At 56.3% G+C, this 21,794-nt stretch carries 21 protein-coding genes; 13 read left to right on the forward strand and 8 right to left on the reverse strand.

The genetic code is table 11. The annotated features are described in order from the left end of the window. Nucleotides 1-262: 262 nt before the first annotated feature. From purB to ffh, 3 genes are all read right to left on the reverse strand, one after another. Complete coding sequence (gene purB / locus EAY64_RS08515; protein ID WP_103524344.1) at nt 263-1,633, reverse strand: adenylosuccinate lyase; 1,371 nt, start codon at nt 1,631-1,633, stop codon at nt 263-265. Between the two features lie 65 nt (nt 1,634-1,698). Next, the gene (locus tag EAY64_RS08520) at nt 1,699-2,607 is read right to left on the reverse strand and encodes an ATP-grasp domain-containing protein (protein WP_103524345.1); all 909 of its coding nucleotides are present in this window, start codon (nt 2,605-2,607) and stop codon (nt 1,699-1,701) included. A gap of 47 nt (nt 2,608-2,654) precedes the next feature. Further along, nucleotides 2,655-4,010 (reverse strand): signal recognition particle protein, encoded by a 1,356-nt coding sequence (gene ffh / locus EAY64_RS08525; protein ID WP_103524346.1) that lies wholly within the window; start codon nt 4,008-4,010, stop codon nt 2,655-2,657. A 78-nt stretch (nt 4,011-4,088) separates the two neighbouring features. Between ffh and EAY64_RS08530 the strand changes: the two genes are divergently transcribed. After that, nucleotides 4,089-4,940 (forward strand): cytochrome C assembly family protein, encoded by an 852-nt coding sequence (locus EAY64_RS08530; RefSeq protein ID WP_226034317.1) that lies wholly within the window; start codon nt 4,089-4,091, stop codon nt 4,938-4,940. 63 nt (nt 4,941-5,003) lie between these two features. Then, nucleotides 5,004-5,360, forward strand: coding sequence for a ComEA family DNA-binding protein (locus EAY64_RS08535; RefSeq protein ID WP_103524348.1), 357 nt, complete (start codon nt 5,004-5,006; stop codon nt 5,358-5,360). A gap of 45 nt (nt 5,361-5,405) precedes the next feature. On the opposite strand, the gene EAY64_RS08540 is transcribed toward EAY64_RS08535, so the two are convergent. Continuing rightward, the gene (locus tag EAY64_RS08540) at nt 5,406-6,809 is read right to left on the reverse strand and encodes a cryptochrome/photolyase family protein (RefSeq protein ID WP_226034319.1); all 1,404 of its coding nucleotides are present in this window, start codon (nt 6,807-6,809) and stop codon (nt 5,406-5,408) included. Nucleotides 6,810-7,144: 335 nt separating this feature from the next. Between EAY64_RS08540 and EAY64_RS08545 the strand changes: the two genes are divergently transcribed. From EAY64_RS08545 to yacG, 7 genes are all read left to right on the forward strand, one after another. After that, a complete protein-coding gene (locus EAY64_RS08545) occupies nt 7,145-8,272 on the forward strand; it encodes a porin (protein ID WP_103524349.1) in 1,128 nt (375 codons plus the stop codon). 233 nt (nt 8,273-8,505) lie between these two features. Then, nucleotides 8,506-10,218: a type IV-A pilus assembly ATPase PilB gene (gene pilB, locus EAY64_RS08550; protein WP_103524350.1), complete on the forward strand. Its 1,713-nt coding sequence runs from the start codon at nt 8,506-8,508 to the stop codon at nt 10,216-10,218. Nucleotides 10,219-10,235: 17 nt separating this feature from the next. After that, on the forward strand, nt 10,236-11,456 hold the full coding sequence (locus EAY64_RS08555) for a type II secretion system F family protein (RefSeq protein WP_103524351.1): 1,221 nt from the start codon (nt 10,236-10,238) through the stop codon (nt 11,454-11,456). An 11-nt stretch (nt 11,457-11,467) separates the two neighbouring features. Continuing rightward, entirely contained in the window at nt 11,468-12,328 is an 861-nt protein-coding gene (locus EAY64_RS08560) for a prepilin peptidase (protein WP_226034320.1), read from the forward strand. Beyond that, a complete protein-coding gene (gene coaE, locus EAY64_RS08565; protein WP_103524353.1) occupies nt 12,318-12,929 on the forward strand; it encodes a dephospho-CoA kinase in 612 nt (203 codons plus the stop codon). Before EAY64_RS08560 ends, coaE begins: the two co-directional genes overlap by 11 nt. 39 nt (nt 12,930-12,968) lie before the next feature. Then, nucleotides 12,969-13,727, forward strand: coding sequence for a cell division protein ZapD (gene zapD / locus EAY64_RS08570; protein ID WP_103524354.1), 759 nt, complete (start codon nt 12,969-12,971; stop codon nt 13,725-13,727). Nucleotides 13,728-13,730: 3 nt separating this feature from the next. Continuing rightward, on the forward strand, nt 13,731-13,928 hold the full coding sequence (yacG, locus tag EAY64_RS08575) for a DNA gyrase inhibitor YacG (RefSeq protein WP_103524355.1): 198 nt from the start codon (nt 13,731-13,733) through the stop codon (nt 13,926-13,928). 65 nt (nt 13,929-13,993) lie between these two features. Here yacG and EAY64_RS08580 read toward each other — a convergent pair whose 3' ends face one another. After that, the gene (locus EAY64_RS08580; protein ID WP_103524356.1) at nt 13,994-15,235 is read right to left on the reverse strand and encodes an N-acetylmuramoyl-L-alanine amidase; all 1,242 of its coding nucleotides are present in this window, start codon (nt 15,233-15,235) and stop codon (nt 13,994-13,996) included. Continuing rightward, a complete protein-coding gene (gene tsaE / locus EAY64_RS08585; protein WP_226034321.1) occupies nt 15,196-15,681 on the reverse strand; it encodes a tRNA (adenosine(37)-N6)-threonylcarbamoyltransferase complex ATPase subunit type 1 TsaE in 486 nt (161 codons plus the stop codon). The genes EAY64_RS08580 and tsaE overlap by 40 nt, the downstream gene beginning before the upstream one ends. A gap of 30 nt (nt 15,682-15,711) precedes the next feature. Here tsaE and queG point away from each other — a divergent pair, with 30 nt between their 5' ends. Next, a complete protein-coding gene (gene queG / locus EAY64_RS08590; protein ID WP_226034322.1) occupies nt 15,712-16,779 on the forward strand; it encodes a tRNA epoxyqueuosine(34) reductase QueG in 1,068 nt (355 codons plus the stop codon). A 43-nt stretch (nt 16,780-16,822) separates the two neighbouring features. Here queG and EAY64_RS08595 read toward each other — a convergent pair whose 3' ends face one another. Together EAY64_RS08595 and EAY64_RS08600 are read right to left on the reverse strand one after the other, a co-directional pair. Then, a complete protein-coding gene (locus EAY64_RS08595; RefSeq protein WP_103524359.1) occupies nt 16,823-17,287 on the reverse strand; it encodes a GNAT family N-acetyltransferase in 465 nt (154 codons plus the stop codon). 1 nt (nt 17,288) lies between these two features. Beyond that, nucleotides 17,289-17,708 carry a MaoC family dehydratase gene (locus EAY64_RS08600; RefSeq protein ID WP_103524382.1) on the reverse strand — a complete coding sequence of 140 codons (420 nt, stop codon included), beginning with the start codon at nt 17,706-17,708 and terminating at the stop codon, nt 17,289-17,291. Between the two features lie 241 nt (nt 17,709-17,949). On the opposite strand from EAY64_RS08600, the gene EAY64_RS08605 reads away from it, so the two are divergent. The 3 genes from EAY64_RS08605 (at nt 17,950) to EAY64_RS08615 (ending at nt 21,636) form a co-directional block, all read left to right on the forward strand. Beyond that, nucleotides 17,950-18,699 (forward strand): electron transfer flavoprotein subunit beta/FixA family protein, encoded by a 750-nt coding sequence (locus EAY64_RS08605; RefSeq protein ID WP_103524360.1) that lies wholly within the window; start codon nt 17,950-17,952, stop codon nt 18,697-18,699. A gap of 3 nt (nt 18,700-18,702) precedes the next feature. Continuing rightward, nucleotides 18,703-19,638 (forward strand): electron transfer flavoprotein subunit alpha/FixB family protein, encoded by a 936-nt coding sequence (locus tag EAY64_RS08610; protein WP_103524361.1) that lies wholly within the window; start codon nt 18,703-18,705, stop codon nt 19,636-19,638. 216 nt (nt 19,639-19,854) lie between these two features. After that, nucleotides 19,855-21,636 (forward strand): acyl-CoA dehydrogenase, encoded by a 1,782-nt coding sequence (locus tag EAY64_RS08615; RefSeq protein WP_103524362.1) that lies wholly within the window; start codon nt 19,855-19,857, stop codon nt 21,634-21,636. The last annotated feature ends 158 nt before the right edge of the window (nt 21,637-21,794 follow it).

Here is a 21,794-nt window from a genome sequence, read left to right on the forward strand (position 1 = left end):
CGGGCTCATAACCCGAAGGTCGTAGGTTCGAATCCTGCCCCCGCAACCAAGTTTTCAAGAAAAGACCACTCTTATGAGTGGTCTTTTCTTGTGTGTGTCTAGCACACTGCAGTATATACGTTCGGTTTGCTGTTCAGAACGTATTCCCTCGAGTCATCTATTTAGGGCCGCATTCTTAGGGATGTGGCCCATTCTTTTGTGTTCCTGGTTCAGTGTCAATAAAAAAGCCGCCCGAAGGCGGCTTTTGTCATTGCTCTGCAGTTCAAATGCGTTTTGCCAGCTCGGCAGCCTTGCCCACATAAGCGATCGGTGTCAGCTCCAGCAGGCGTGCTTTTTCGGCTTCGGGAATTTCCAGGCCCTTGATGAAGGCAGAAAGAGTCTCGCGGGTAATGCCATCCTTGCCGCGGGTCAGCTCTTTCAGCTGCTCGTAGGGATTGGGCACGCCGTAGCGACGCATTACGGTCTGAATCGGTTCTGCCAGCAGTTCCCAGCTGCGGCCCAGCTCGTCAGTGATGGCTGCCGGATTGATTTCCAGTTTGTTCAGGCCCTTCAGGCAGGCTTTGAAGCCGAGCATGGTGTAGCCGAAACCGACGCCCATATTGCGCAGCACGGTGGAGTCGGTCAGGTCGCGCTGCCAGCGTGACAGTGGCAGCTTTTCTGCCAGATGGTTCAGGATGGCATTGGCCATGCCCAGATTGCCTTCGGAGTTTTCGAAGTCGATCGGGTTGACTTTGTGCGGCATGGTAGAGCTGCCAACTTCGTCCTTCTTCACCTTCTGTTTGAAATAGCCCAGCGAGATATAGCCCCAGATGTCGCGGTTCAGGTCGATCAGAATGGTGTTGACGCGGGCCACCACCTGATACAACTCGGCCATATAGTCATGCGGCTCGATCTGGATGGTATAGGGATTGAAAGTGAGCCCCAGGCCGGACACAAAGCGGCCGCACAGGCTTTCCCAGTCAATCTGCGGATAGGCAACCAGATGTGCATTGTAATTGCCCACTGCGCCGTTGATCTTGCCGAGGATTTCCTGGGCGACCAGCTGTTCGCGCTGACGCTTCAGGCGATAGACGGCATTGGCCATTTCCTTGCCCATGGTGGAGGGCGTGGCCGGTTGGCCGTGTGTACGGCACATCATCGGCAGGTCGGCCAGTTCGTGTGCCAGTTGTTGCAGCTTGAGGATGACTTCGTCCAGCGCCGGCAGCACCACGGTATTGCGCGCGGTTTTCAGCATCAATGCATGCGACAGATTGTTGATGTCTTCCGATGTGCAGGCAAAATGGATGAACTCGCTGGCGGCCATTACTTCGGTATTGCCCGACAGACGCTCTTTCAGCCAGTATTCAATGGCCTTCACGTCGTGGTTGGTGCGTGCTTCGATGGCTTTTACTTCTTCGCCGTGCTGTACGGTAAAGTTGCTGATGACCTCATCGATTTCGCGGATGGTTGCCTCGGAGAAGGGCTTCACTTCCTCGATGCCCGGCTCGGCAGCCAGCATTTTCAGCCATTCCAGTTCAACCTTGATACGGAACTTCATCAGGCCATATTCGGAGAACAAGTTGCGCAAGCCTTCAACCTGGGCGGCGTAGCGGCCATCCAGCGGGCTCAGGGCGGTCAGCGGGTTCAGATTCATGACGAGGTATTTCCAAGCGTGGTTTGCCAGTCGGGCTGGCAGGTTTCAGTACAAAACAAAGCGTTTCAGTCAGGCTGGTATGTCAGCCTGCGTGCTAGTCCGGCAGCCAGTTTGTCGGCGGCTTCCGGCTTGAAGCGGAAAAACAGTTCGGGTTCGATCATTTCTGCTTCCATCAAGGCCAGCTTTCCATGATTGTCGCGAATGATATCAACACGGGTATATAGCACATCAAAAGGTAGTGCAGCCACCGTGGATTCGGCAAAAGTGCGTTCTTCCGCCGTGGCCTGATGGACATGGACGCTGCCGCCATGGTCATCCTGCACCCGGAAGTCGCCTGCTTGTGGTAACTTGCGGATGGCATGACTGAAAGCGCCATCGATCACCATCAGTGACAACTCGCCCTGGCTCAGTATGTGCTGCTGGAATGGTTGCAACATCATGGCTTCTTGCTGGATCAGTTCGGCAAAAGTACATTCCAGCGCGGCACTGTTTCCTGCATTCAGGCGATAGGTGTGGCGTGCCGAGCCGGACACTACCGGCTTGAGAATGGCCTGCTCCCATGCGCAGTCGTACAGGCACTGCTCCAGGCTGCGGGAGTCACCTCTCTCAATGTAGTGACTGTTGACCGTGTTGATGCCTTTTTTTTCCAGTGTTGCCAGATAATGTTTGTCGATATTCCAGCTGATCAGCTCAGCACTATTAAATAGCCTCGTTTGGTTAGCAACCTGATTGAGCCAGGGGCCAAACTCGGCAAAGCGCTCAAAGTAGTCCCAGGTCGTGCGAAACAGTATGCAGCGCGTCTGTGTCCAGTCGAAATCCGGGTCATCCCAGGCCTTGCGAGTAACGCGCAAGCCCTGCGCAGCCAGAGCCGCCATGACCAGCCCATCTTCATGATGAACCTGACGGCTATACCAGTCGGCTTCATTCAGCTGGAGCAGGGATTGCTTCGTCAGTACGATGACATCAAACTGCATGCATTTCCTTCACGTCAAGAAAAACGGGTGCCTGGCACCCGTTTCGCTTACATCCCGGGCATCATGCCCTTCATGCCACGCATCATTTTCATCAATCCGCCCTTGGCGGAGAACTGTTTCATCATCTTTTGCGTCTGTTCAAACTGGTTGAGCAGACGATTGACCTCTTGCACCGTCACGCCGGAGCCGGCTGCAATACGGCGTTTGCGGCTGGCTTTCAGCAGTTCCGGTTTGCGACGCTCTTCCATCGTCATCGAGTTAATGATGCCCTCGATGCGGCGCATGGATTTTTCGGCTTCTGCACCTTGAATACCCTTGGCCATCTGACCCAGTTGGCCCGGCATTTTTTCCAGCAGATTGGACATGCCGCCCATTTTTTTCATCTGCTGCATCTGTGCCTTGAAGTCCTCCAGATCGAAGCCCTTGCCGGATTTCAATTTCTTGGCCATGGCAGCGGCTTCGTCCTGATCGATGCCCTTTTGGACTTCTTCAATCAGCGACAACACATCGCCCATGCCCAGGATGCGGCTGGCGATACGATCAGGGTGGAAGGCTTCCAGCCCACTGACTTTTTCACCTACGCCGATAAATTTGATCGGCTTGCCAGTAATGTGGCGTACGGAGAGTGCGGCACCGCCGCGTGAATCACCGTCCATCTTGGTCAGGATGACACCAGTCAGCGGCAGGGCCTCATTGAAAGCCTGTGCAGTATTAACGGCATCCTGGCCCTGCATCGCATCGACGACAAACAGCGTTTCCACCGGATTGATCGCAGCATGCACGGCCTTGATTTCCGCCATCATGGCTTCGTCGATGGCAAGGCGACCGGCTGTATCGACCATCAGCACATCAAAGAAGTGACGCTTGGCATGATCAACAGCAGCACGGGCGATATCGACAGGTTTCTGCTGGCTGTCCGAGGGGAACCACTCAACGCCGACTTGCTCGGCCAACAGCTTCAACTGCTCAATGGCGGCGGGGCGATATACGTCGGCCGATACCACCAGAATCTTTTTCTTCTGCGTTTCTTTCAGCAGTTTGGCCAGCTTGCCCACTGTGGTGGTTTTACCGGCACCCTGCAAACCTGCCATCAGTACAATGGCGGGTGGAACGGCGGCCAGATTGAGGGCGTCGTTTTTTTCACCCATCAATTTGACGAGTTCGTCATTCACCACACCAACCAGGGCCTGGCCTGGCGTCAGGCTGCCCATGACCTCCTGGCCCAGGGCGCGCTCCTTGATCTGGGCGATAAAGGATTTGACGACAGGTAGTGCGACGTCGGCCTCCAGCAAGGCCATGCGCACTTCGCGCAGGGCATCCTGGATATTGCTTTCTGTCAGGCGGGCATTGCCGCGCAGATTCTTGATGACGCCGGACAGGCGGTTGGTCAGGTTGTCTAGCATGCTGAGTCCTTCTGTCTGCCAACGAGGGACAGGTTGGTGTAGACTTTCAAACTGTCGATTTTACCACGAGCTGCCGGGTTGACGCCCGCAAATGATGGCGCTAACACCATGACTGCTTTTATTTTTGTTCTGACAATCCTGCTCATCTGCGCCTATGGCGGCCTTTCCTGGCACTTTATCGGCAATTGGAAGGGTGTGGCCAGTTTGCCGCGCAACCCCCGTTTCGAGCATACCTTGTTGGGTATCATCTTGCTGTTGCATGCCTATGCAGTGATGTCCCCGCTGTCTGAAGGCAACATGATTTCACTGGGCGTTGGCCGTGCCTTGTCGGTGGTGGTCTGGATGATGCTGGTGATCTACTGGACCTGCAGCTTCTTCTATCGGGTGGAGGGCTTGCAACTGTTCATGATGCCGCTGGCGATGACGACGCTGGGATTTGCGCTGGTTTTCCCCGGCGAGCACATTATGCACGATCTGGGCAATCCGGCTTTTGCCCTGCATGTATTGGTCTCTATTGTGGCTTACAGTCTGTTTGCCATTGCCGCTTTGCTGGCGGTGCTGATGCTGTTTCTGGAAAAGGCATTGCATGACAAGCGCTGGTTATCTTTGGTAAGGCAATTGCCACCATTGCTGTCACTGGAAAAGATGATGTTCCAGGTAATTGGCATCGGTTTCATGCTGCTTACTGTGTCTCTGCTGACTGGCGTGGTCTTTTCTGAAGAGGTTTTTGGCAAGGCAGTTGCGCTCAGTCACAAGACGGTTTTTTCCGTTATTTCCTGGCTGTTGTTTGCGGCGCTGCTGCTGGGGCGTCACTTCAAGGGATGGCGTGGCAAAGTGGCGATCCGCTGGACACTGGCTGGTTTCGCAGCTTTGCTATTGGCTTATATCGGCAGCAAAATGGTCTTGGAGTTGTTGTTGCATCGTGTCTGAACAAGTTGTTGTTGTGGATTGCTATTTTTGTCATCACTTCCATCTGAAACGAGGAGCTGCTCCATGAAAAAACTGTTTGCCATGATTGTTGGCCTGTTGTTTATCTGCGCCTCAGCTTTTGCTGCTGTCAATATCAACACCGCTACCCAGCAACAGCTTGAGTCCCTCAATGGTATCGGGCCTGTCAAAGCCAAGGCGATTATCGATTACCGCACCAAGAACGGTGCCTTCAAGTCAGTGGATGACTTGAAGAAAGTATCGGGTATTGGTGATAAAACGCTGGAAAAGCTGCGTAAGGATATCGCTGTTAGTGGGGCGAGTACCGCTCCTGCAGCTGCTGTCCCTGCCAAGGCTGCAGCTCCAGCAGGTAAGCCGGTAGTAGCCAAGAAAGAAGCCTCCAAACCAGCGGCAAAGAAATAAGCATTGCTTGCAAAAACAAAGCGCCCGGCAGGGCGCTTTGTTTTTCTAGCTCCTGTTCTTGCTGAATAGCTGCAAGGCGTGTTGACGTTGTACCGCATGATCCACAATGGGGGCAGGGTAGTCGCGTTTAAGTTGGAAACCCAGCGGTGGATTTTTGGCTAGCCAAGGGGCATGAATGTCCTTGTTGTTAAATGATGCCAGTTCCGGCACATAGCGCCGGATAAACTTGCCTTCGGGGTCGAATTTTTCCGATTGCGTTACCGGGTTGAAAATACGGAAGTAAGGCTGTGCGTCGCAGCCGGTCGATGCCGCCCATTGCCAGCCGCCGTTGTTGGCTGCCAGGTCGAAGTCTAGCAATGTCTCGGCAAAGTAGGCTTCTCCCCAGCGCCAGTCAATCAGCAAGTCTTTGACCAGAAAATTGGCGGTGATCATACGCAGGCGATTGTGCATATAACCGGTTTGCTTCAATTGCCGCATGGCCGCATCAACGATGGGATAGCCGGTTTGTCCCTCCTGCCACGCAGCGAACCACTGTGGCGAATTTTCAAATTCTAGCTGGCGGTATTCTTCCTTAAAGCTGTTACCCACTACTTGGGGGAAATGCCACAGCAGCTGTTGGTAAAAATCCCGCCAGATGAGTTCTCCCAGCCAGCATTCGGCTCCCTCTCCTCCTTGTTGCCAGGCAAATTGCGCCAGTTTCCTGATGGAAATGGTACCAAACCGCAAATGCGTCGACAGGTAAGAGACGCCTTTTGCGGCAGGATAGTCGCGCCAGCTCTTGTAGTGGGTAATGCGTAGCATGAAGTCGGCAAAGAGTTGATCCGCGTCTTCACTTCCACCTTGCAAGGCCGTGTGTGCCCGCTTGAAGCCAAGCGTCTCCAGTGAGGGGGAGGGCGGAGTCTGCCAGCAATCCATCTGCGCTAGATGGTTTTGACTGGGATAGGACTGAACAAAGAATGGTGTCAGCCGTTTAAGCCAAGCATTCTTATAAGGTGTGAACACGGTATAAGGACGGCCAGCAGCAGTCAGTACCTCGTCAGTTTCAAAAATCACCTGATCCTTGAACAGCTCCAGTTGCCCCGACTGTTGAGCCAGCTTGGCGGCTACCTGCTCGTCGCGCAGTATCGCCGCTGGCTCATAATCGCGGTTGGCGAATACCTTGCTTGCATTCCATTGTCGGGCTAGCTCAGGAATGATGTCCTGTGCCCGGCCATGCGCCACATGCAAATCACTGCCGGCAGCCTGCAGTCGTTGGCGCAAGTCAGCCACGCAGTCCCAGATGAAGGCGATGCGCCGGTCTGCTGGCGGTAATGAGGCAAGGATGTCGGTATCAAACACAAAAACACAGCGCACTGCAGCGCCAGACTTCAAGGCATGGAACAGGCCGGCATTGTCATCTACGCGCAAGTCCCGCCGGAACCAGAAAATATGTGTTTGAGGCATGCTCATGCTCAGTCTCGTTGATATATCTAGGGAGTGATGATGCAATTTTTCATCATTTTTGCAACACATTTGCGGGTGTGTTGTATTTTTGGTTTGGCGGAATTTTTTACTATTTTTTGGTTATATCTAATAAAAAACAATAACTTACATTGTTTTTTTGTTAGTGTGGACTGAGTGCTTGCTGAGTGGTCTGCTGCGATGTTTTGTATTTTTGCAACGAGCGCTTTATATTTCAGGCAGCAACTAGCCGATCAATCGGCAGTGAAAAAATGTCCGGGTGCCTCAGCTGTAAGGGGCAATCTAACAGGACTACATTAAACTGACTTCGAAAGGAATTAGCGATGAACAAGAAGCTGATCGCCCTGGCTCTGGCCGCTCTGCCGGTAGCCCACGCAATGGCTGATGTAACCATTTACGGCACCATCGAAGCCGATATGGAAAGCAGCAAGACCTACGCTAACGGCGTTAAGGACGTGAACAACAAGCCGAAGGCTGTTACCCGTATCGACGACACCGGTTCCCTGATCGGTTTCAAGGGTAACGAAGACCTGGGCAATGGCCTGAAAGCCATCTGGCAAGTTGAGCAAGGCCTTAACATCGACGGCACCACCGGCTCTTCTTCCGGTAACGGCTACGGTAATACTTTCGCCTCCCGTGACTCCTTTGTGGGTCTGCAAGGCGCTTTCGGTAAGGTACGTATCGGTAAGTTGAGCACCTTCCTGAACTCCGATGCAGGCGCTCCGGATGCTTGGATCTACGGTAACAAGGGTGTTAACGGTCAATCCTACAGCTCTATCAACCAGCTGGACGGTCGTGTTAAGAACGCCATCCGTTACGACATTCCTGAGTTTGTTGCCGGCCTGAGCGGTGCTATTGTTTACGGTGTTGACGAAACCAACGCCACCAACAAGCAAAACACCTTCAGCATTGGTACTACCTACACCAACTCCGGTTACTTTGGTACTTTCGGTTATCAGCGCTACAACAACAACTACCAGACCGATGGTGGTGAATGGAAGCCGGGTAACTACTGGCGCTTGGAAGCTGGCTACAATGCCAACAACATCCTGGCTGCTGCTTACTATGGTCAGTCCAAGTTGGCCTCTTCCGACGGTTTGGATAGTTCCAAAGGTGTAGACGCTACTTTCTCCTCCGTCCTCAGTACAACTGATGCAGCAGCAGCTGATGGTAAAGAGCTGAAAAAGAAAGAAGCTGGTCTGACTCTGGGTTACACCTTTGGTGCTATCACTCCGAAGTTCTCTTACGGCCGTGTATGGGGTGTTTCGGTTGATGGCGTCGAGGCTAAGGGTCACCTGAACCAGTACGTGCTGGGTGCTGACTACGCTCTGAGCAAGCGCACCACTGCTTACGCTTCCTATGGCTACGTTCAAAATAGCTTTGTTAACACCGCTGGCGACAAGTACTCCAACGAGCACACTGTTGCTGTTGGCGTTCAGCACAAGTTCTAATTCTCGACTAGAGAGTTAAAACTCATGAAAAGGACTGCTTAGGCAGTCCTTTTTTTATTCCTGGGTCGGTGTTGCGATCCGTGCTGTTTTCCGCTGAGTCGCTTGGCTTCTATGAGTGCTGACGGTGCTGCCACTTTGTGTCACCTGCGCATATAATGCCGGCATGGCAGTGGTAATGCCCAGTGCTGGTAATGCCCAGCGTTGGGTGTGCTGAGAATAGACAAAGGGATTTTATGGAAGCTTCTGCAGGGATATCTGGCCTGGGGCGGGCACTTGTTCAGAATAATGCCCTGCTGTTGCAGGATGCGGAGGCGATTCAGCGTCTGGCGCAGGCTTCCGGTATCAGCTTTGTCGAGCAGTTGATTGCCAGCAAGAAAATGTCAGCTGTCGAGGTGGCGACCTTTGCCTCTGGGGTATTTGGTTATCCTTTGCTGGATATGGGGGCGATAGATCCCGCTCAACTCCCAAAGAGCATGGTTGATGAGGAGCTGATCGGTAGTCGCCGCCTGGTTCCCTTGTTCAAGCGTGGCAATAAGCTTTATATCGGTACTTCCGATCCGACCCAGACCTCGGCTTTTCATGCGATTACCTTCAAGACCGGCCTGACGGTCGAGGTGGTGGTAGTCGAGGATGACAAGCTCTCCAAGGTGATTGGCAAGTATACTGAGGATGCCACGGCTGCCATCAAGGCGCTGGAAAACGAGGATTTTGGTGATCTGGAGTTTGTCGATCCGGATGCGCCGACTGCACATAGCGAAACCAATCAGCCCGATGTCGATGATGCGCCGGTCGTCAAGTTCATCCACAAAGTGCTGCTGGATGCCATTACTGGCGGGGCTTCCGACGTTCACTTCGAGCCGTATGAGAAATTTTACCGTATCCGGTACCGGGTCGATGGCCAGCTCAAGGAAATTGCCCAGCCTCCCTTATTGCTTAAAGAAAAGATCGCCTCCCGCATCAAGGTGATTTCGCGCCTGGATATTTCGGAAAAGCGGGTGCCACAAGATGGCAGACTAAAGTTGGTTATTTCCAAGACACACTCGATTGATTTTCGTGTCAGCACCTTGCCTACCTTGTATGGCGAAAAGATCGTGATGCGTATTCTTGATGCGTCTGCGGCATCGCTGGATATCGAGCAGTTGGGTTTTGAGCCGGAACAGAAGAAATTGCTGCTGGAGGCCATTGGCCGTCCCTATGGCATGGTGCTGGTCACCGGGCCAACCGGTAGCGGTAAAACGGTGTCGCTTTATACCTGCCTGAATATCCTGAACAAGCCGGATATCAATATTTCCACGGCAGAAGACCCGGTAGAAATCAATTTGCCCGGCATCAATCAGGTCAACGTCAACGAAAAAGCTGGCCTGACCTTCTCCTCTGCCTTGAAAGCCTTCTTGCGGCAAGATCCTGATGTGATCATGGTGGGTGAAATCCGCGACTTCGAGACCGCGGATATTTCCATCAAGGCCGCCCAGACGGGCCACATGGTATTCTCCACGCTGCACACCAATAATGCTCCGGCCACCCTGACCCGTTTGCTGAACATGGGGGTGGCGCCGTTCAATGTGGCCAGTTCGGTATTGCTGATCATGGCGCAGCGTCTGGCACGTCGTTTGTGCAGTCATTGCAAGGCCCCGGTGGATATCCCTGATACCGCTTTGCTGAGGGCGGGGTTCCGGCAGGAAGAACTGGATGGTAGTTGGAAGCCCTATGGCCCGGTGGGCTGCGATGAGTGTCGCGGCTCCGGCTATAAGGGGCGTACCGGTATTTATGAAGTGATGCCGATTACCGATGCCATGACCCGGCTGATCATGCAAAATGGTACCGCGATTGATATCAATGACCTGGCCTTGAAAGAGGGCATGGTCGATTTGCGGCATGCGGGCCTGCTCAAGGTCAAGAGAGGGCTGACCTCGCTGGCCGAAATCGAGGCAGTGACCAACGACTAGCTACAAGAAAGACAAGCATGGCGACCGTAGCGAAAAAGAAAAATCCGGGGTTTATCTGGGAGTGGGAAGGTAAGGACCGGGCCGGCAAGGTGATTCGTGGCGAACTGCGTGCGGAAACCGAGGCCGTTGCCAAGACGCAATTACGGCGACAAGGCATCAATGTTCTCAAGGTAAAGCGCCGGAGGGCTGGTTTTGGGCGCAAGATCACCGAAAAAGACATCACGCTGTTTACCCGCCAGCTTTCCACCATGATGCGGGCCGGTGTGCCTTTACTGCAGGCCTTTGATATCACGGCGAAGGGGCACGGCAATCCGGCTGTGACCAAGATGCTGCTGGAGGTTCGTGCCGACGTCGAGACAGGTCTGTCCCTGGCAGAAGCCTTTCGCAAAAAGCCGCTGTATTTTGACAAGCTGTTTTGCAATCTGATTGCTGCGGGCGAGACTGGCGGTGTGCTGGATTCCTTGCTCGACAAGCTGGCCACCTATAAAGAAAAAGTGATGGCCATCAAGGGCAAGATCAAATCTGCGATGATCTACCCGACGGCGATTGTCGCTACCGCCTTCATCATTACCGCCGTGATCATGATTTACGTGATCCCGGCCTTCAAGGACCTGTTCTCCAGCTTTGGTGCCGACCTGCCTGCGCCGACATTGGTGGTGATCTGGTTGTCGGATTTCTTCGTTCATTGGTGGTGGCTGATTTTCGGTTCCATCTTCGGTGGCATTTTTTCTTTCTTTTATGCTTTCAAGCGCACCCCCAAGCTGCAGGAGCAATTTGATCGCATCTTGCTGAAGCTGCCGGTGATTGGCGACATCATCCGCAAAGCCACCATTGCCCGCTGGACGCGAACCTTGTCCACCTTGTTTGCGGCTGGTGTGCCCTTGGTTGAAGCGCTGGATTCAGTGGGGGGGGCCTCGGGTAATCAGGTCTATAGCGAAGCCACCAAGCTGATTCAGAATGATGTCAGTGCCGGTTCCAGCCTTAGCTTTTCAATGCAGCGTACCGGGCTGTTTCCCAATATGGTGTTGCAGATGACCTCGATCGGCGAGGAGTCTGGCTCCCTGGACCAGATGCTCGACAAGATTGCCGATTTCTACGAAGAGGAGGTCGACAACGCGGTGGCTTCGCTTTCCAGCCTGCTGGAGCCGGCCATCATGGTGATTCTGGGGGTACTGATTGGTGGCCTGGTCATCGCCATGTACATGCCGATTTTCAAGATGGGTCAGGTGGTAGGTTAAGCATGGGTGAAATGGCAAGTGTTTTCGCTGGCAACGCTGGCTTGCTGGTGCTGGTGGTATTGTTGCTTGGTCTGCTGGTTGGCAGCTTCCTCAATGTGGTGATTCATCGCTTGCCCAAGATGATGGAGCTGGGCTGGCAGCAGGAGTGTGATGCCTATCTGGGGCGGGAGCCCACGGTACAGCCCAAGTACAATCTGCTGGTCCCTGCATCGCATTGCCCGGTATGCCGGCAAGAAGTTCGCCCTTGGCAGAATATTCCCCTGTTGAGCTATGCCTTGTTGCGTGGTCGTTGTCATGCATGCAGCACGCCGATCAGTCTGCGTTATCCGGCAGTGGAGCTGCTCACCGGTGGCCTGTTTGCACTGCTGGCCTGGCATTATGGCTGGAGTGTGCAATTGCCGGCCTACCTGGCGCTGACTGCGGTTCTGGTGGCGCTCACCTTCATTGATGCCGATACCCAGTTGCTGCCAGACAGTCTGACGCTGCCCTTGCTGTGGGCCGGCCTGCTGTTCAATCTGCTGACCGGCACTGTCGCACTCTCTGATGCCGTGCTGGGTGCCATGGCTGGCTATCTGAGCTTGTGGCTGGTGTACTGGCTGTTCAAGCTAGCCACCGGCAAGGAGGGCATGGGTTATGGTGATTTCAAGTTACTGGCAGCCTTTGGCGCCTGGCTGGGCTGGAGCATGTTGCCGCTGATCATTCTGCTGTCTTCCTTGGTGGGGGCGGTGGTCGGTATCGTACTGATTCTGTTGGCGCGTATGGGCCGTGGTCAGGCCTTGCCATTTGGCCCCTACCTGGCCGCCGCCGGCTGGATTGCCTTGCTGTGGGGGCAGGATATTGTCAGCTGGTATTTGAGCGCCTATGCCCATTGATATTGTCGGCCTGACCGGTGGCATCGGTTCCGGGAAAAGTGCTGCCGCTGCGCACTTTGCCACACTGGGTGTACCGGTGGTGGATACCGACGTCATTGCGCATGCACTGACTGCGGCGGATGGTGCGGCCATGCCGCTGCTTGCTGCTGCGTTTGGTAGTCAGGTGGTGGCTGAGAGTGGTGCGCTGGACCGTGCCGCCATGCGTGCGCTGGCTTTTGCTGATCCGGCTAACCGCCGCCGGCTGGAGTCCATCCTGCATCCGTTGATTCGTGCCGAATCTGTCCGCCAGTTGGATGTCGCTCGTGGGCCCTATGCGCTACTGGTGGTGCCCTTGTTGTTTGAAAATCCGGATTATCTGGCACTGGTGCGGCGCAGCCTGCTGGTGGATTGTGCGGAAGAAGTGCAGCTGGCACGGGTGCAAGCCCGCAGTGGTTTGACCGCAGATGCGGTACGCGCCATCATGGCGGCGCAGATGCCGCGTGTGCAAAGACTGGCACGGGCAGACGATGTCATCGATAATGACGGCTCGCTTGCGGCATTGCAGCTTCAAGTTGAGGCCAAACACCAGTATTATCTTGCAAACCTTGCCCACAGCCAGTGACAAGGCATTTTCCAAGCCACCAAGAAGGGCAAACGTCTTGTGATCAGTTTTGAGTTTCCTGTCACCGAGCGAACCCGTACCCTGCTTCGACTGGAGCAGCTGTATGACCGGCTGGCTTATTTTCTTGGCAAGGATCATCCGCTGGATCATCATGCCGGGCTGCTGGTGTTGTTCGAATTGCTGGAAACGGCCTCCCGTGCCGATTTGAAGGCCGATCTGTTGCAGGAGCTCGAGCGGCAGAAACAGGTGCTGGAAGCGCTGCGCGAAAATCCCAATGTGGCGGAAGAAACGCTGGAAAAGGTCCTGGATGAAATCGAGCTGTCTTCCAGCCAGTTGCTGGGCGTCACCGGCAAGTTTGGCCAGCATCTGCGTGAAAACGAGTGGCTGATGGCCATCAAGCAGCGTGCCGGCATTCCCGGTGGCACCTGCCAGTTTGATTTGCCTTCTTATCATCTGTGGCAGCAGAAGCCGGCTGAAGAGCGGCGGCGCGACATGCGGCGCTGGGCCGCACCGCTGATGCCGACGGCCGAGGCTGCGCGCATCCTGTTGCATCTGCTGCGCGACAGCGGCAAGACACATCATTATGTCGCCCGCAATGGTGCTTTTCAGCAGATGTCCGGTGGCAAGGTGGTGCAGATGATCCGCATCGCTTATGACCCCGGCCTGAATGTATTGCCGGAGCTGTCCGCTAACAAATATGCGATCAACGTGCGCTTTGTCAGTGCCGTAACCGGTGAAAGCCGCCCACGGCAGACCGAGTGCGATGTCGAATTTACCCTGACCAACTGCAAGTTCTGAGCCATGTCCCAAGCCGTTCGTACCGTACCTTGTCCCACCTGCGGCGCTGCCGTGCGCTGGGAGCCTGCCAGTCAGTTTCGCCCGTTCTGCAGCGAGCGTTGCAAGATGATCGATCTGGGTGAGTGGGCCAGCGAAACTTATCGTGTACCGGCGCAGGAGGAAAGCCCGGACAGCGAAATTGATCCTTCGCGCTACTCCTGAGCCGTTTCGGCGATATAAAAAAACAAGGCCCGCAATTGCGGGCCTTGATCATTGCGGGGGGACACTCAGGCACGGGCGGCCAGTGCGGCTCCCTGAGTGAAGTAGGATTTGACACCGCTGAGGATGGAACCTGCCATCTGCTGCTGGAAATCGCCATCCAGCAGGCGCTGCTCTTCTTCCGGATTACTGATGAAGGCGGTTTCGACCAGGATGGACGGAATGTCCGGGGCCTTGAGCACGGCAAAACCGGCTTGTTCCACTTGGGAACTGTGCAATTTGTTCAAGCCCCCCACCTTGCCCAGCATGATCTTGCCCAGCTTCAGGCTGTCATTTATGGTAGCGGTCTGGGTGAGGTCGAGCAGGGTGTGCGCCAGGAACTTGTCCTTGCTGGCAATTTTCACCCCGCCGATCAGGTCGGAGCTGTTTTCCGATTGCGCCATGGTCTTGGCAAAGGCGCTGGATGCACCTTTCTCGGACAAGGCAAATACCGATGAGCCACGGGCACTGCGGTTGGGCGCGGCATCGGCATGGATGGAGATGAACAGGTCGGCATTCAGTTTGCGTGCCTTGGCCACGCGCACGCCCAGCGGAATGAAGATGTCTTCCTCGCGGGTCATGAAGGCCTTCATATTGCGCTCGGCATCAATCATGCGCTTCAACTGTTTGCCAATGCGCAACACGATATCCTTTTCGCGGGTGCCGTTCATGCCGATGGCGCCCGGGTCTTCACCACCGTGTCCCGGGTCCAGCATCACCACAATGGGACGGTTGGCATCATTTTTCTTTGGTTTCACCTGCGGTGGCGGTTCGGTCAGCTTGCCCTTGTTGTAGTCGTCCAGCAGTGCCATCAGCGGATCATCTTGTGTGCCGCTGGCTGGGTAGAGGTCGACCACCAGCCGGTGCTTGTATTCGGCTACCGGGCTGAGGGTGAAGGCCTGTGGTTTGACGTCGGTCTTGAGCTCCAGCACCAGCCTTACCGTGTCGGGGCTGAACTGGCCGGCACGGGCGGTTTTGATGTAGGGATCGGCGTCAGCGATCTGGCTGCTGATGTCTTTCAGCACGCTGTTGAGCTGCACCCCTTCCAGGTCGATCACCAGTCGGTCGGGATTGCTGATGGTGAACTGCTTGAACTTGATGGCATCGCTGGCTTCCAGCGTGATGCGGGTATAGCTGGAGGCCGGCCAGATGCGAATGGCAACCACCTGGCTGTTGCCTGCGAAGCCAAGCTTGCTGACGCTGAGCAGGAAGGTGGCGGCTGCCGCGCCAATCAGGCGGCGGCGGGTGGGGTCGAAAGTCGAGTCAGGCATGACTGTCCGGTTTCTGTGCTTGCGGTTAAACGATACGTGCGACCCTGACCGCTGACTTCTAGTTCCAGCGTCAGGTCGGCGACGGGCAATAAGTCGCCAGCCTTGTCCGGCCACTCCACCAGGCAGACAGTGTCCTGGCCGAAGTAGTCACGAAAGCCGGCATCATCCCATTCTTCCGGGTCGGCAAAGCGGTACAGGTCGAAATGGTGCACGGTCAGGCCGGCCAGCGGATAGCTCTCCACCAGAGTATACGTCGGACTCTTTACCCTGCCAGCATGACCAAGACCGGCCAGCAGGCCGCGGCTGAAGGTGGTTTTGCCGGCACCCAGGTCGCCCTGCAGGAATATCACCACGCCTGCTTGCAAGGCACGCGCCAGTGCGCCGCCCAGTGCGAGGGTGGCGGCTTCATCGGGCAGGCTGCCGCAGTGAACGCTGGTATCATCCATGGCCATATGACTGAGAAATCCTATCAAAACATGGATTATCCCGAATTGGCGCGTCAAATCAAAGCCTGGGCTCGAGAATTGGGCTTTGCCGATGCCAGAATCGGCAAAGCCGAGCTACCCGAGGAGGCCGAGCGCAAGCTGCAAGCCTGGCTGGACGCAGGCTGTCATGGCGAAATGGACTATATGGCCCGGCATGGTGCACTGCGGGTGAGACCGGCCGAGCTGGTCCCCGGCACGCTGACCATCATCAGCGTGCGCATGCCGTACTGGCCGGCCGAGGCGCAGGCCAGCGAGTCGGTGCTGCAGGATGGCCGTCTGGCCTATCTGTCACGTTATGCGCTGGGGCGTGATTATCACAAGGTCTTGCGTGCCCGCCTGCAAAAGCTGGCCGACCATATCACCCAGGTTATTGGTGATTTCGGTTACCGGGTGTTTACCGACAGTGCGCCGGTGGCCGAGGTGGCGCTGGCTGCACAGTCCGGTCTGGGCTGGCGCGGCAAACATACCCTGTTGTTGAACCGGCAGCAGGGCTCGCTGTTTTTTCTGGGCGAATTGTTTACTGACCTGCCCTTGCCGGTGGATGAAGAGGAGGACGGGCACTGCGGCCGCTGCACGCGCTGTATCGATATCTGTCCGACCCAGGCTATCACCGCGCCTTATCAGGTGGATGCGCGCCGCTGCATTTCTTATCTGACCATCGAGCTGAAGTCAGCCATCCCACTGGAGCTGCGGCCCTTGATCGGCAATCGGGTCTATGGCTGCGACGACTGCCAGCTGGTTTGCCCGTGGAACCGCTTTGCCGTCAATACCGTCGAGGCCGATTTTGCCGTACGGCATGGCCTCGATGGCGCATCGCTACTCGAGCTGTTTGGCTGGAGCGAAGCCATGTTCAAGGAAAAGCTGGCGGGTAGTCCGATCTACCGCATCGGTTACGCCAAGTGGCTGTCCAATCTGGCCATTGGCTTGGGCAATGCGCCATACGATCCGGCTATCGTTGTTGCACTGGAAGAGCATCAGCATGCCGATGAAGAACTGGTGGCCGAGCCGGTACGCTGGGCTTTGCAGCAACAGCGCGAGCGCGCAGCGAGCGGCCAATGAAAAAGGGAGCCTTGCGGCTCCCCGATGCATGACTCCAGCCAACTCAGTTGAGCGGCTTGGTGAAGTGAAACGAGGTAATGCTGAATCCCTGGCGGAAATATAGGCGGTGTGCTTCGGTACGCCAGGTACCGGAATCCAGTACCTGAAAGCCGCAGCCCAGCCGCCGTGCTTCGTCGGCACACCAGTCCAGCAACTGGCTGCCTATACCTTGTGAGCGGTGGGCTTCATCGCTGACCAGGTCATCGATATACAGCCGCAGGTCTTCATAGGTGTTTTCGTACACGCGGTACAGTGCCAGACCCAGCGGCTTGCCGTCGCTATCCAGTGCCGCCACCATGCGTGCGCCAAACGAACAGACGCGTTGCATTTTTGCCGCATAGCTGTGGCCGTGTTCCGGCAGAGTAGGGCGCAGCTGGCGATGCAGGCTGCTGCACCGTGCCAGCAATTCCGGCTCGGTGACCTTGCCGGTTTCGTCAGTCAGCGGCACGATGCGCAAAGACAGGGCCATTTCAGTCGCCACGGGACGGTGCAATCACCAGTGATTCGCCATCCAGAATCACCTTGCCTTGTACCAGGCACTGGGTGGCCAGCTTGACGCGTTTCTTTTCCGGGAAGATTTCCACCACGGTGGCGCGCGCGGTCACGGTCTGGCCAATGCGCACCGGTGCCTTGAAGCGGGTGGATTGCGACAGGTAGATGGTGCCGTTGCCTGGCAGCTTGGTGCCGACTACGGTGGAGATCAGGCTGGCGGTCAGCATGCCGTGGGCAATGCGGGTTTCAAACGGTGTGGTTTCAGCGAATTCCTGATTGATGTGCACCGGATTGTCATCACCGGAAACAGCTGCAAACATCAGGATATCGGCTTCGGTAATGGTTTTGGCGTATTCGGCAGAATCGCCGACCTTGATATCTTCAAAGTAGACTGTCATGAGGGTGTCTCCGGCTATGACGTTGAAATTGCTGCACTGCATTGTGCCATGCAGCAGACGAAATGCAAATTAAGCGGAAATGACGTAGTATCTGCAATCAGTTGTTTTTTTGCTACGTGCCACACACTAAAATTCAACCAAACGCTCGTTTGAAATGGCGTTGGGGCATAATTCGGGAAACACCACGGTAGCAAGTCCCTTCCGAGTTCGATTAACCCAGAGAGCTATTCGCTGGAGGAATATGAAAGTTCTAGTCGCTGTTAAACGCGTTGTCGATTACAACGTGAAGGTTCGGGTGAAGGCTGACGGGTCTGATGTCGATGTCGCCAACGTCAAGATGTCGATGAACCCCTTTGACGAAATTGCGGTGGAAGAAGCCGTACGTCTGAAGGAAGCCGGCAAGGCCACCGAAATCGTTGTGGTTTCCATGGGCGTGAAGCAGTGCGAGGAAACCCTGCGCACCGCTCTGGCCATGGGCGCTGACCGTGCCATTCTGGTGGAAACCGATACCGAACTGCAGCCGCTGGCCGTGGCCAAGCTGCTCAAGGCCGTGGCGGACAAGGAACAGCCGCAACTGCTGATCGTCGGCAAACAGGCCATTGATGATGATGCCAACCAGACCGGCCAGATGGCTGCCGCGCTGCTGGGTTGGGCACAAGGCACTTTCGCCTCCAAGGTGGATGTGGCTGCCGAAACGGTGGACGTCACCCGTGAAATCGACGGTGGCCTGGAAACCGTCAAGCTGCGCCTGCCGGCCGTGGTTACCGCCGACCTGCGTCTGAACGAACCGCGTTTCATCAAGCTGCCCAACATCATGGCTGCCAAGAAAAAGCCGCTGGAAAAGACCAGCCCGGCCGATCTGGGTGTCGATGTCACGCCGCGTCTGAAAACGCTGAAAGTGGCCGAACCTGCCAAGCGCTCTGCCGGCATCAAGGTAGCCAATGCTGCCGAGCTGGTAGCCAAACTGAAAAACGACGCAAAGGTGCTGTAAGCCATGGCCATTCTCGTTATCGCTGAACACGACAACCAGGGCCTGAAAGCAGGCACCCTGAATACCGTAACCGCCGCTGCCAAGCTGGGCGAAGTACACGTACTGGTGGCTGGTCACAATGCCGCTGCTGCTGCCGATGCCGCCAAGAGCGTGGCTGGTGTGAGCAAGGTGCTGCTGGCCGATGCCGCCCAATACGCGCACGGTCTGGCTGAGAGCCTGTCCGCGCTGGTGGTGGAAGTAGCCAAGGGCTACAGCCATGTGCTGGCGCCGGCTACCTCTTTTGGCAAGAACCTGCTGCCGCGCGTGGCTGCCTTGCTGGATGTGGCGCAGATCTCCGAAATCACCGCCATCGAATCGGCCGACACCTTCGTGCGCCCGGTCTACGCCGGCAACGTACTGGCTACCGTGCAATCGGCTGATGCCATCAAGGTGATCACCGTGCGCACCACCGCTTTCGATGCGGCGGCCGCTCAGGGTGGTTCCGCTGCGGTGGAAAGCGTGGCCGTGGCTGCTGATCCGCAACTGTCCAGCTTTATCGGCCAGGAGCTGACCAAGTCCGACCGTCCGGAACTGGGCGCCGCCAAGATCATCGTGTCCGGTGGTCGTGCGCTGGGTTCGGAAGAACAGTTCAAGGCCGTGATCGAACCGCTGGCTGACAAGCTGGGCGCTGCTGTCGGTGCTTCCCGTGCCGCAGTGGATGCTGGTTACGCGCCGAACGACTACCAGGTCGGCCAAACTGGCAAGGTAGTGGCGCCGCAGCTGTACTTCGCCGTGGGTATTTCCGGTGCCATCCAGCATCTGGCCGGCATGAAGGATTCCAAGGTGATCGTGGCGATCAACAAGGACGAAGAAGCGCCGATCTTCCAGGTAGCCGATTACGGCATCGTGGGTGACCTGTTCACCGTGGTGCCGGAACTGCTGGCCGAGCTGTCCAAGTAATGCAGTACGGGGAGGGGAAATCCTCCCCATCCGAGCAGGCAAGATAGCCGCCGGAATCAAAAAATAAAAACCGGCTACGACCGGTCTGCTTCATGGAGGAGCAAGCTTTCCCGCCGCAGCTCGCGGTGGGTGGGCATGCTCATGCATCAGGTAGACGGCGAGCCGGTTTTTTCATATCTACGACGATTATAGTGCAGCAAGAATAAGGAGAGATTCATGATTTATAATGCGCCAGTTAAAGAAATTCGCTTTGTTCTCAATGAATTGGCCGAGTTGACCTCGGTGTGCAGCCTGCCTGGTTATGAAGACTGCTCGGTCGAACTGGTGGATGCCATTCTGGAAGAAGCCGCCAAGTTTGCCGAAGGCGTATTGGCGCCCATCAACAAGCAGGGCGACAAGGGGGCCACGTTGAAAGATGGCGAAGTGACCGCCGCCCCCGGCTTCAAGGACGCTTGGCAGCAATATGTCGAATCTGGCTGGGTGGGCCTGCGTGCCCCGGCTGATTTTGGCGGGCAGGGCATGCCGGCCCTGGTAGCCATTGCCGCCGAAGAGATGTGGTGTTCTGCCAATCTGGCTTTTTCGCTGGCCCCGCTGCTGACCTTGGGTGCGGTAGAGGCCATTCACCACCATGCCTCGGAAGAACTGAAAGCAGTCTACCTGCCGCGCATGTCCAGTGGCGAATGGACCGGCACCATGAACCTGACCGAACCGCAGGCCGGTTCCGATCTGGCCCAGGTGCGCTCGCGTGCCGTGCCGCAGGCCGATGGCAGCTATCTGGTCACCGGCCAGAAGATTTTCATCACCTGGGGTGAGCACGACATGGCCGATAACATCGTCCATCTGGTGCTGGCCCGTCTGCCGGATGCGCCGGCCGGCGTGAAGGGCATTTCTCTGTTCATCGTGCCCAAGTTCCTGGTCAATGCTGATGGCAGCCTCGGTGCGCGTAACGACGTGCGCTGCGTCTCGCTGGAGCACAAGCTGGGCATTCATGGCAGCCCGACTGCGGTGATGAGCTTTGGCGACAATGGCGGTGCTATCGGTTATCTGGTAGGCGAGGCCAACAAGGGCCTGGGCTATATGTTCACCATGATGAACCACGCCCGTCTGGGCGTGGGCGTGGAGGGCATGTCGGTATCCGAGCGTGCCTACCAGAAGGCGGTGGAATATGCCCGCGACCGCGTGCAAAGCCGTGCCGTCGGCTCGCCGGACCCGGCTGGTGTGGCCATCATCAAGCACCCCGACATCCGCCGCATGCTGATGACCATGCGCAGCCAGATCGAAGCCCAGCGCGCACTGGCTTTCTATACTGCCGCTGCATTGGATCGCGCCTCGCGCCATCCGGTGGCCAGTGAAGCCGCGCGTAATCAGGCGCTGGTGAATTTCCTCATCCCCATCGTCAAGGGCTGGAATACCGAGCAGGCCAACGAACTGACCAGCCTGGCGGTGCAAGTGCATGGCGGCATGGGCTTTATCGAAGAAACCGGCGTGGCGCAGTATTACCGCGATGCTCGTATCACTGCCATTTACGAAGGCACCACCGGCATTCAGGCGCTGGACCTGATCGGCCGTAAAACCTTCAGTGAAGGCGGTGCCACTGCCCGTGCGCTGCTGGATGAAGCACGTGCCACCGCTGAGAAATTGGCTGCTGCCGGTTACGCCAGCATGGCGAGCAATCTGCAGCAGGCTGCCGCCGAGGCTGAGCGTTGCGTGGCCTTCATTCTGGGCAGTTTTGGCGCGCAGCCGCAGCTGGCTGCTGCCGGTTCGGTGCCTTTCCTCAAGTTGATGGGTATTGTGCTGGGTGGCTGGCAACTGGGCCGCGCTGCACTGATCGCGCGCGAAAAGCTGGGTGAAGATGGTGTGGACGAGGATTTCCTCAAGGCCAAAATCATCACCGCCCGCTTCTTTGCCGAGCATCTGCTGCCGCAGGTTTCCGGCCTGGCTGCAGCCATTGTGGATGGTGCGGACAGCGTGCTGGAGCTGGACGACAGCCTGTTCTAAGCTGGCGTTTTATTCTGCTGAACAGCCACCTGCGGGTGGCTGTTTCTTTATGTAAAAGTATGGGAAGCAAGGCAGGGAAAAGCAGGAAGTGATGCAAAAACAGGTGCTTGTGGCTTGTTTCAACTGGCCGAAAGCGGTATGATGGTAAGGTTTAACCA

Source organism: Aquitalea palustris, assembly GCF_003693445.1.
In the GTDB taxonomy this organism is placed as follows: domain Bacteria; phylum Pseudomonadota; class Gammaproteobacteria; order Burkholderiales; family Chromobacteriaceae; genus Aquitalea; species Aquitalea palustris.

Excerpts from the sequence above, each read along its gene's own strand:
- yacG (WP_103524355.1), top strand. The coding sequence starts at position 13,731 with ATGTCCCAAGCCGTTCGTACCGTACCTTGTCCCACCTGCGGCGCTGCC.
- coaE (WP_103524353.1), top strand. The coding sequence starts at position 12,318 with ATGCCCATTGATATTGTCGGCCTGACCGGTGGCATCGGTTCCGGGAAA.
- pilB (WP_103524350.1), top strand. The coding sequence starts at position 8,506 with ATGGAAGCTTCTGCAGGGATATCTGGCCTGGGGCGGGCACTTGTTCAG.
- EAY64_RS08580 (WP_103524356.1), bottom strand. The coding sequence starts at position 15,235 with ATGCCTGACTCGACTTTCGACCCCACCCGCCGCCGCCTGATTGGCGCG.
- EAY64_RS08610 (WP_103524361.1), top strand. The coding sequence starts at position 18,703 with ATGGCCATTCTCGTTATCGCTGAACACGACAACCAGGGCCTGAAAGCA.
- EAY64_RS08520 (WP_103524345.1), bottom strand. The coding sequence starts at position 2,607 with ATGCAGTTTGATGTCATCGTACTGACGAAGCAATCCCTGCTCCAGCTG.
- EAY64_RS08600 (WP_103524382.1), bottom strand. The coding sequence starts at position 17,708 with ATGACAGTCTACTTTGAAGATATCAAGGTCGGCGATTCTGCCGAATAC.
- ffh (WP_103524346.1), bottom strand. The coding sequence starts at position 4,010 with ATGCTAGACAACCTGACCAACCGCCTGTCCGGCGTCATCAAGAATCTG.
- EAY64_RS08605 (WP_103524360.1), top strand. The coding sequence starts at position 17,950 with ATGAAAGTTCTAGTCGCTGTTAAACGCGTTGTCGATTACAACGTGAAG.
- EAY64_RS08560 (WP_226034320.1), top strand. The coding sequence starts at position 11,468 with ATGGCAAGTGTTTTCGCTGGCAACGCTGGCTTGCTGGTGCTGGTGGTA.
- EAY64_RS08595 (WP_103524359.1), bottom strand. The coding sequence starts at position 17,287 with ATGGCCCTGTCTTTGCGCATCGTGCCGCTGACTGACGAAACCGGCAAG.
- EAY64_RS08545 (WP_103524349.1), top strand. The coding sequence starts at position 7,145 with ATGAACAAGAAGCTGATCGCCCTGGCTCTGGCCGCTCTGCCGGTAGCC.
- tsaE (WP_226034321.1), bottom strand. The coding sequence starts at position 15,681 with ATGGATGATACCAGCGTTCACTGCGGCAGCCTGCCCGATGAAGCCGCC.
- EAY64_RS08535 (WP_103524348.1), top strand. The coding sequence starts at position 5,004 with ATGAAAAAACTGTTTGCCATGATTGTTGGCCTGTTGTTTATCTGCGCC.
- EAY64_RS08540 (WP_226034319.1), bottom strand. The coding sequence starts at position 6,809 with ATGAGCATGCCTCAAACACATATTTTCTGGTTCCGGCGGGACTTGCGC.
- EAY64_RS08615 (WP_103524362.1), top strand. The coding sequence starts at position 19,855 with ATGATTTATAATGCGCCAGTTAAAGAAATTCGCTTTGTTCTCAATGAA.
- queG (WP_226034322.1), top strand. The coding sequence starts at position 15,712 with ATGGATTATCCCGAATTGGCGCGTCAAATCAAAGCCTGGGCTCGAGAA.
- purB (WP_103524344.1), bottom strand. The coding sequence starts at position 1,633 with ATGAATCTGAACCCGCTGACCGCCCTGAGCCCGCTGGATGGCCGCTAC.
- EAY64_RS08555 (WP_103524351.1), top strand. The coding sequence starts at position 10,236 with ATGGCGACCGTAGCGAAAAAGAAAAATCCGGGGTTTATCTGGGAGTGG.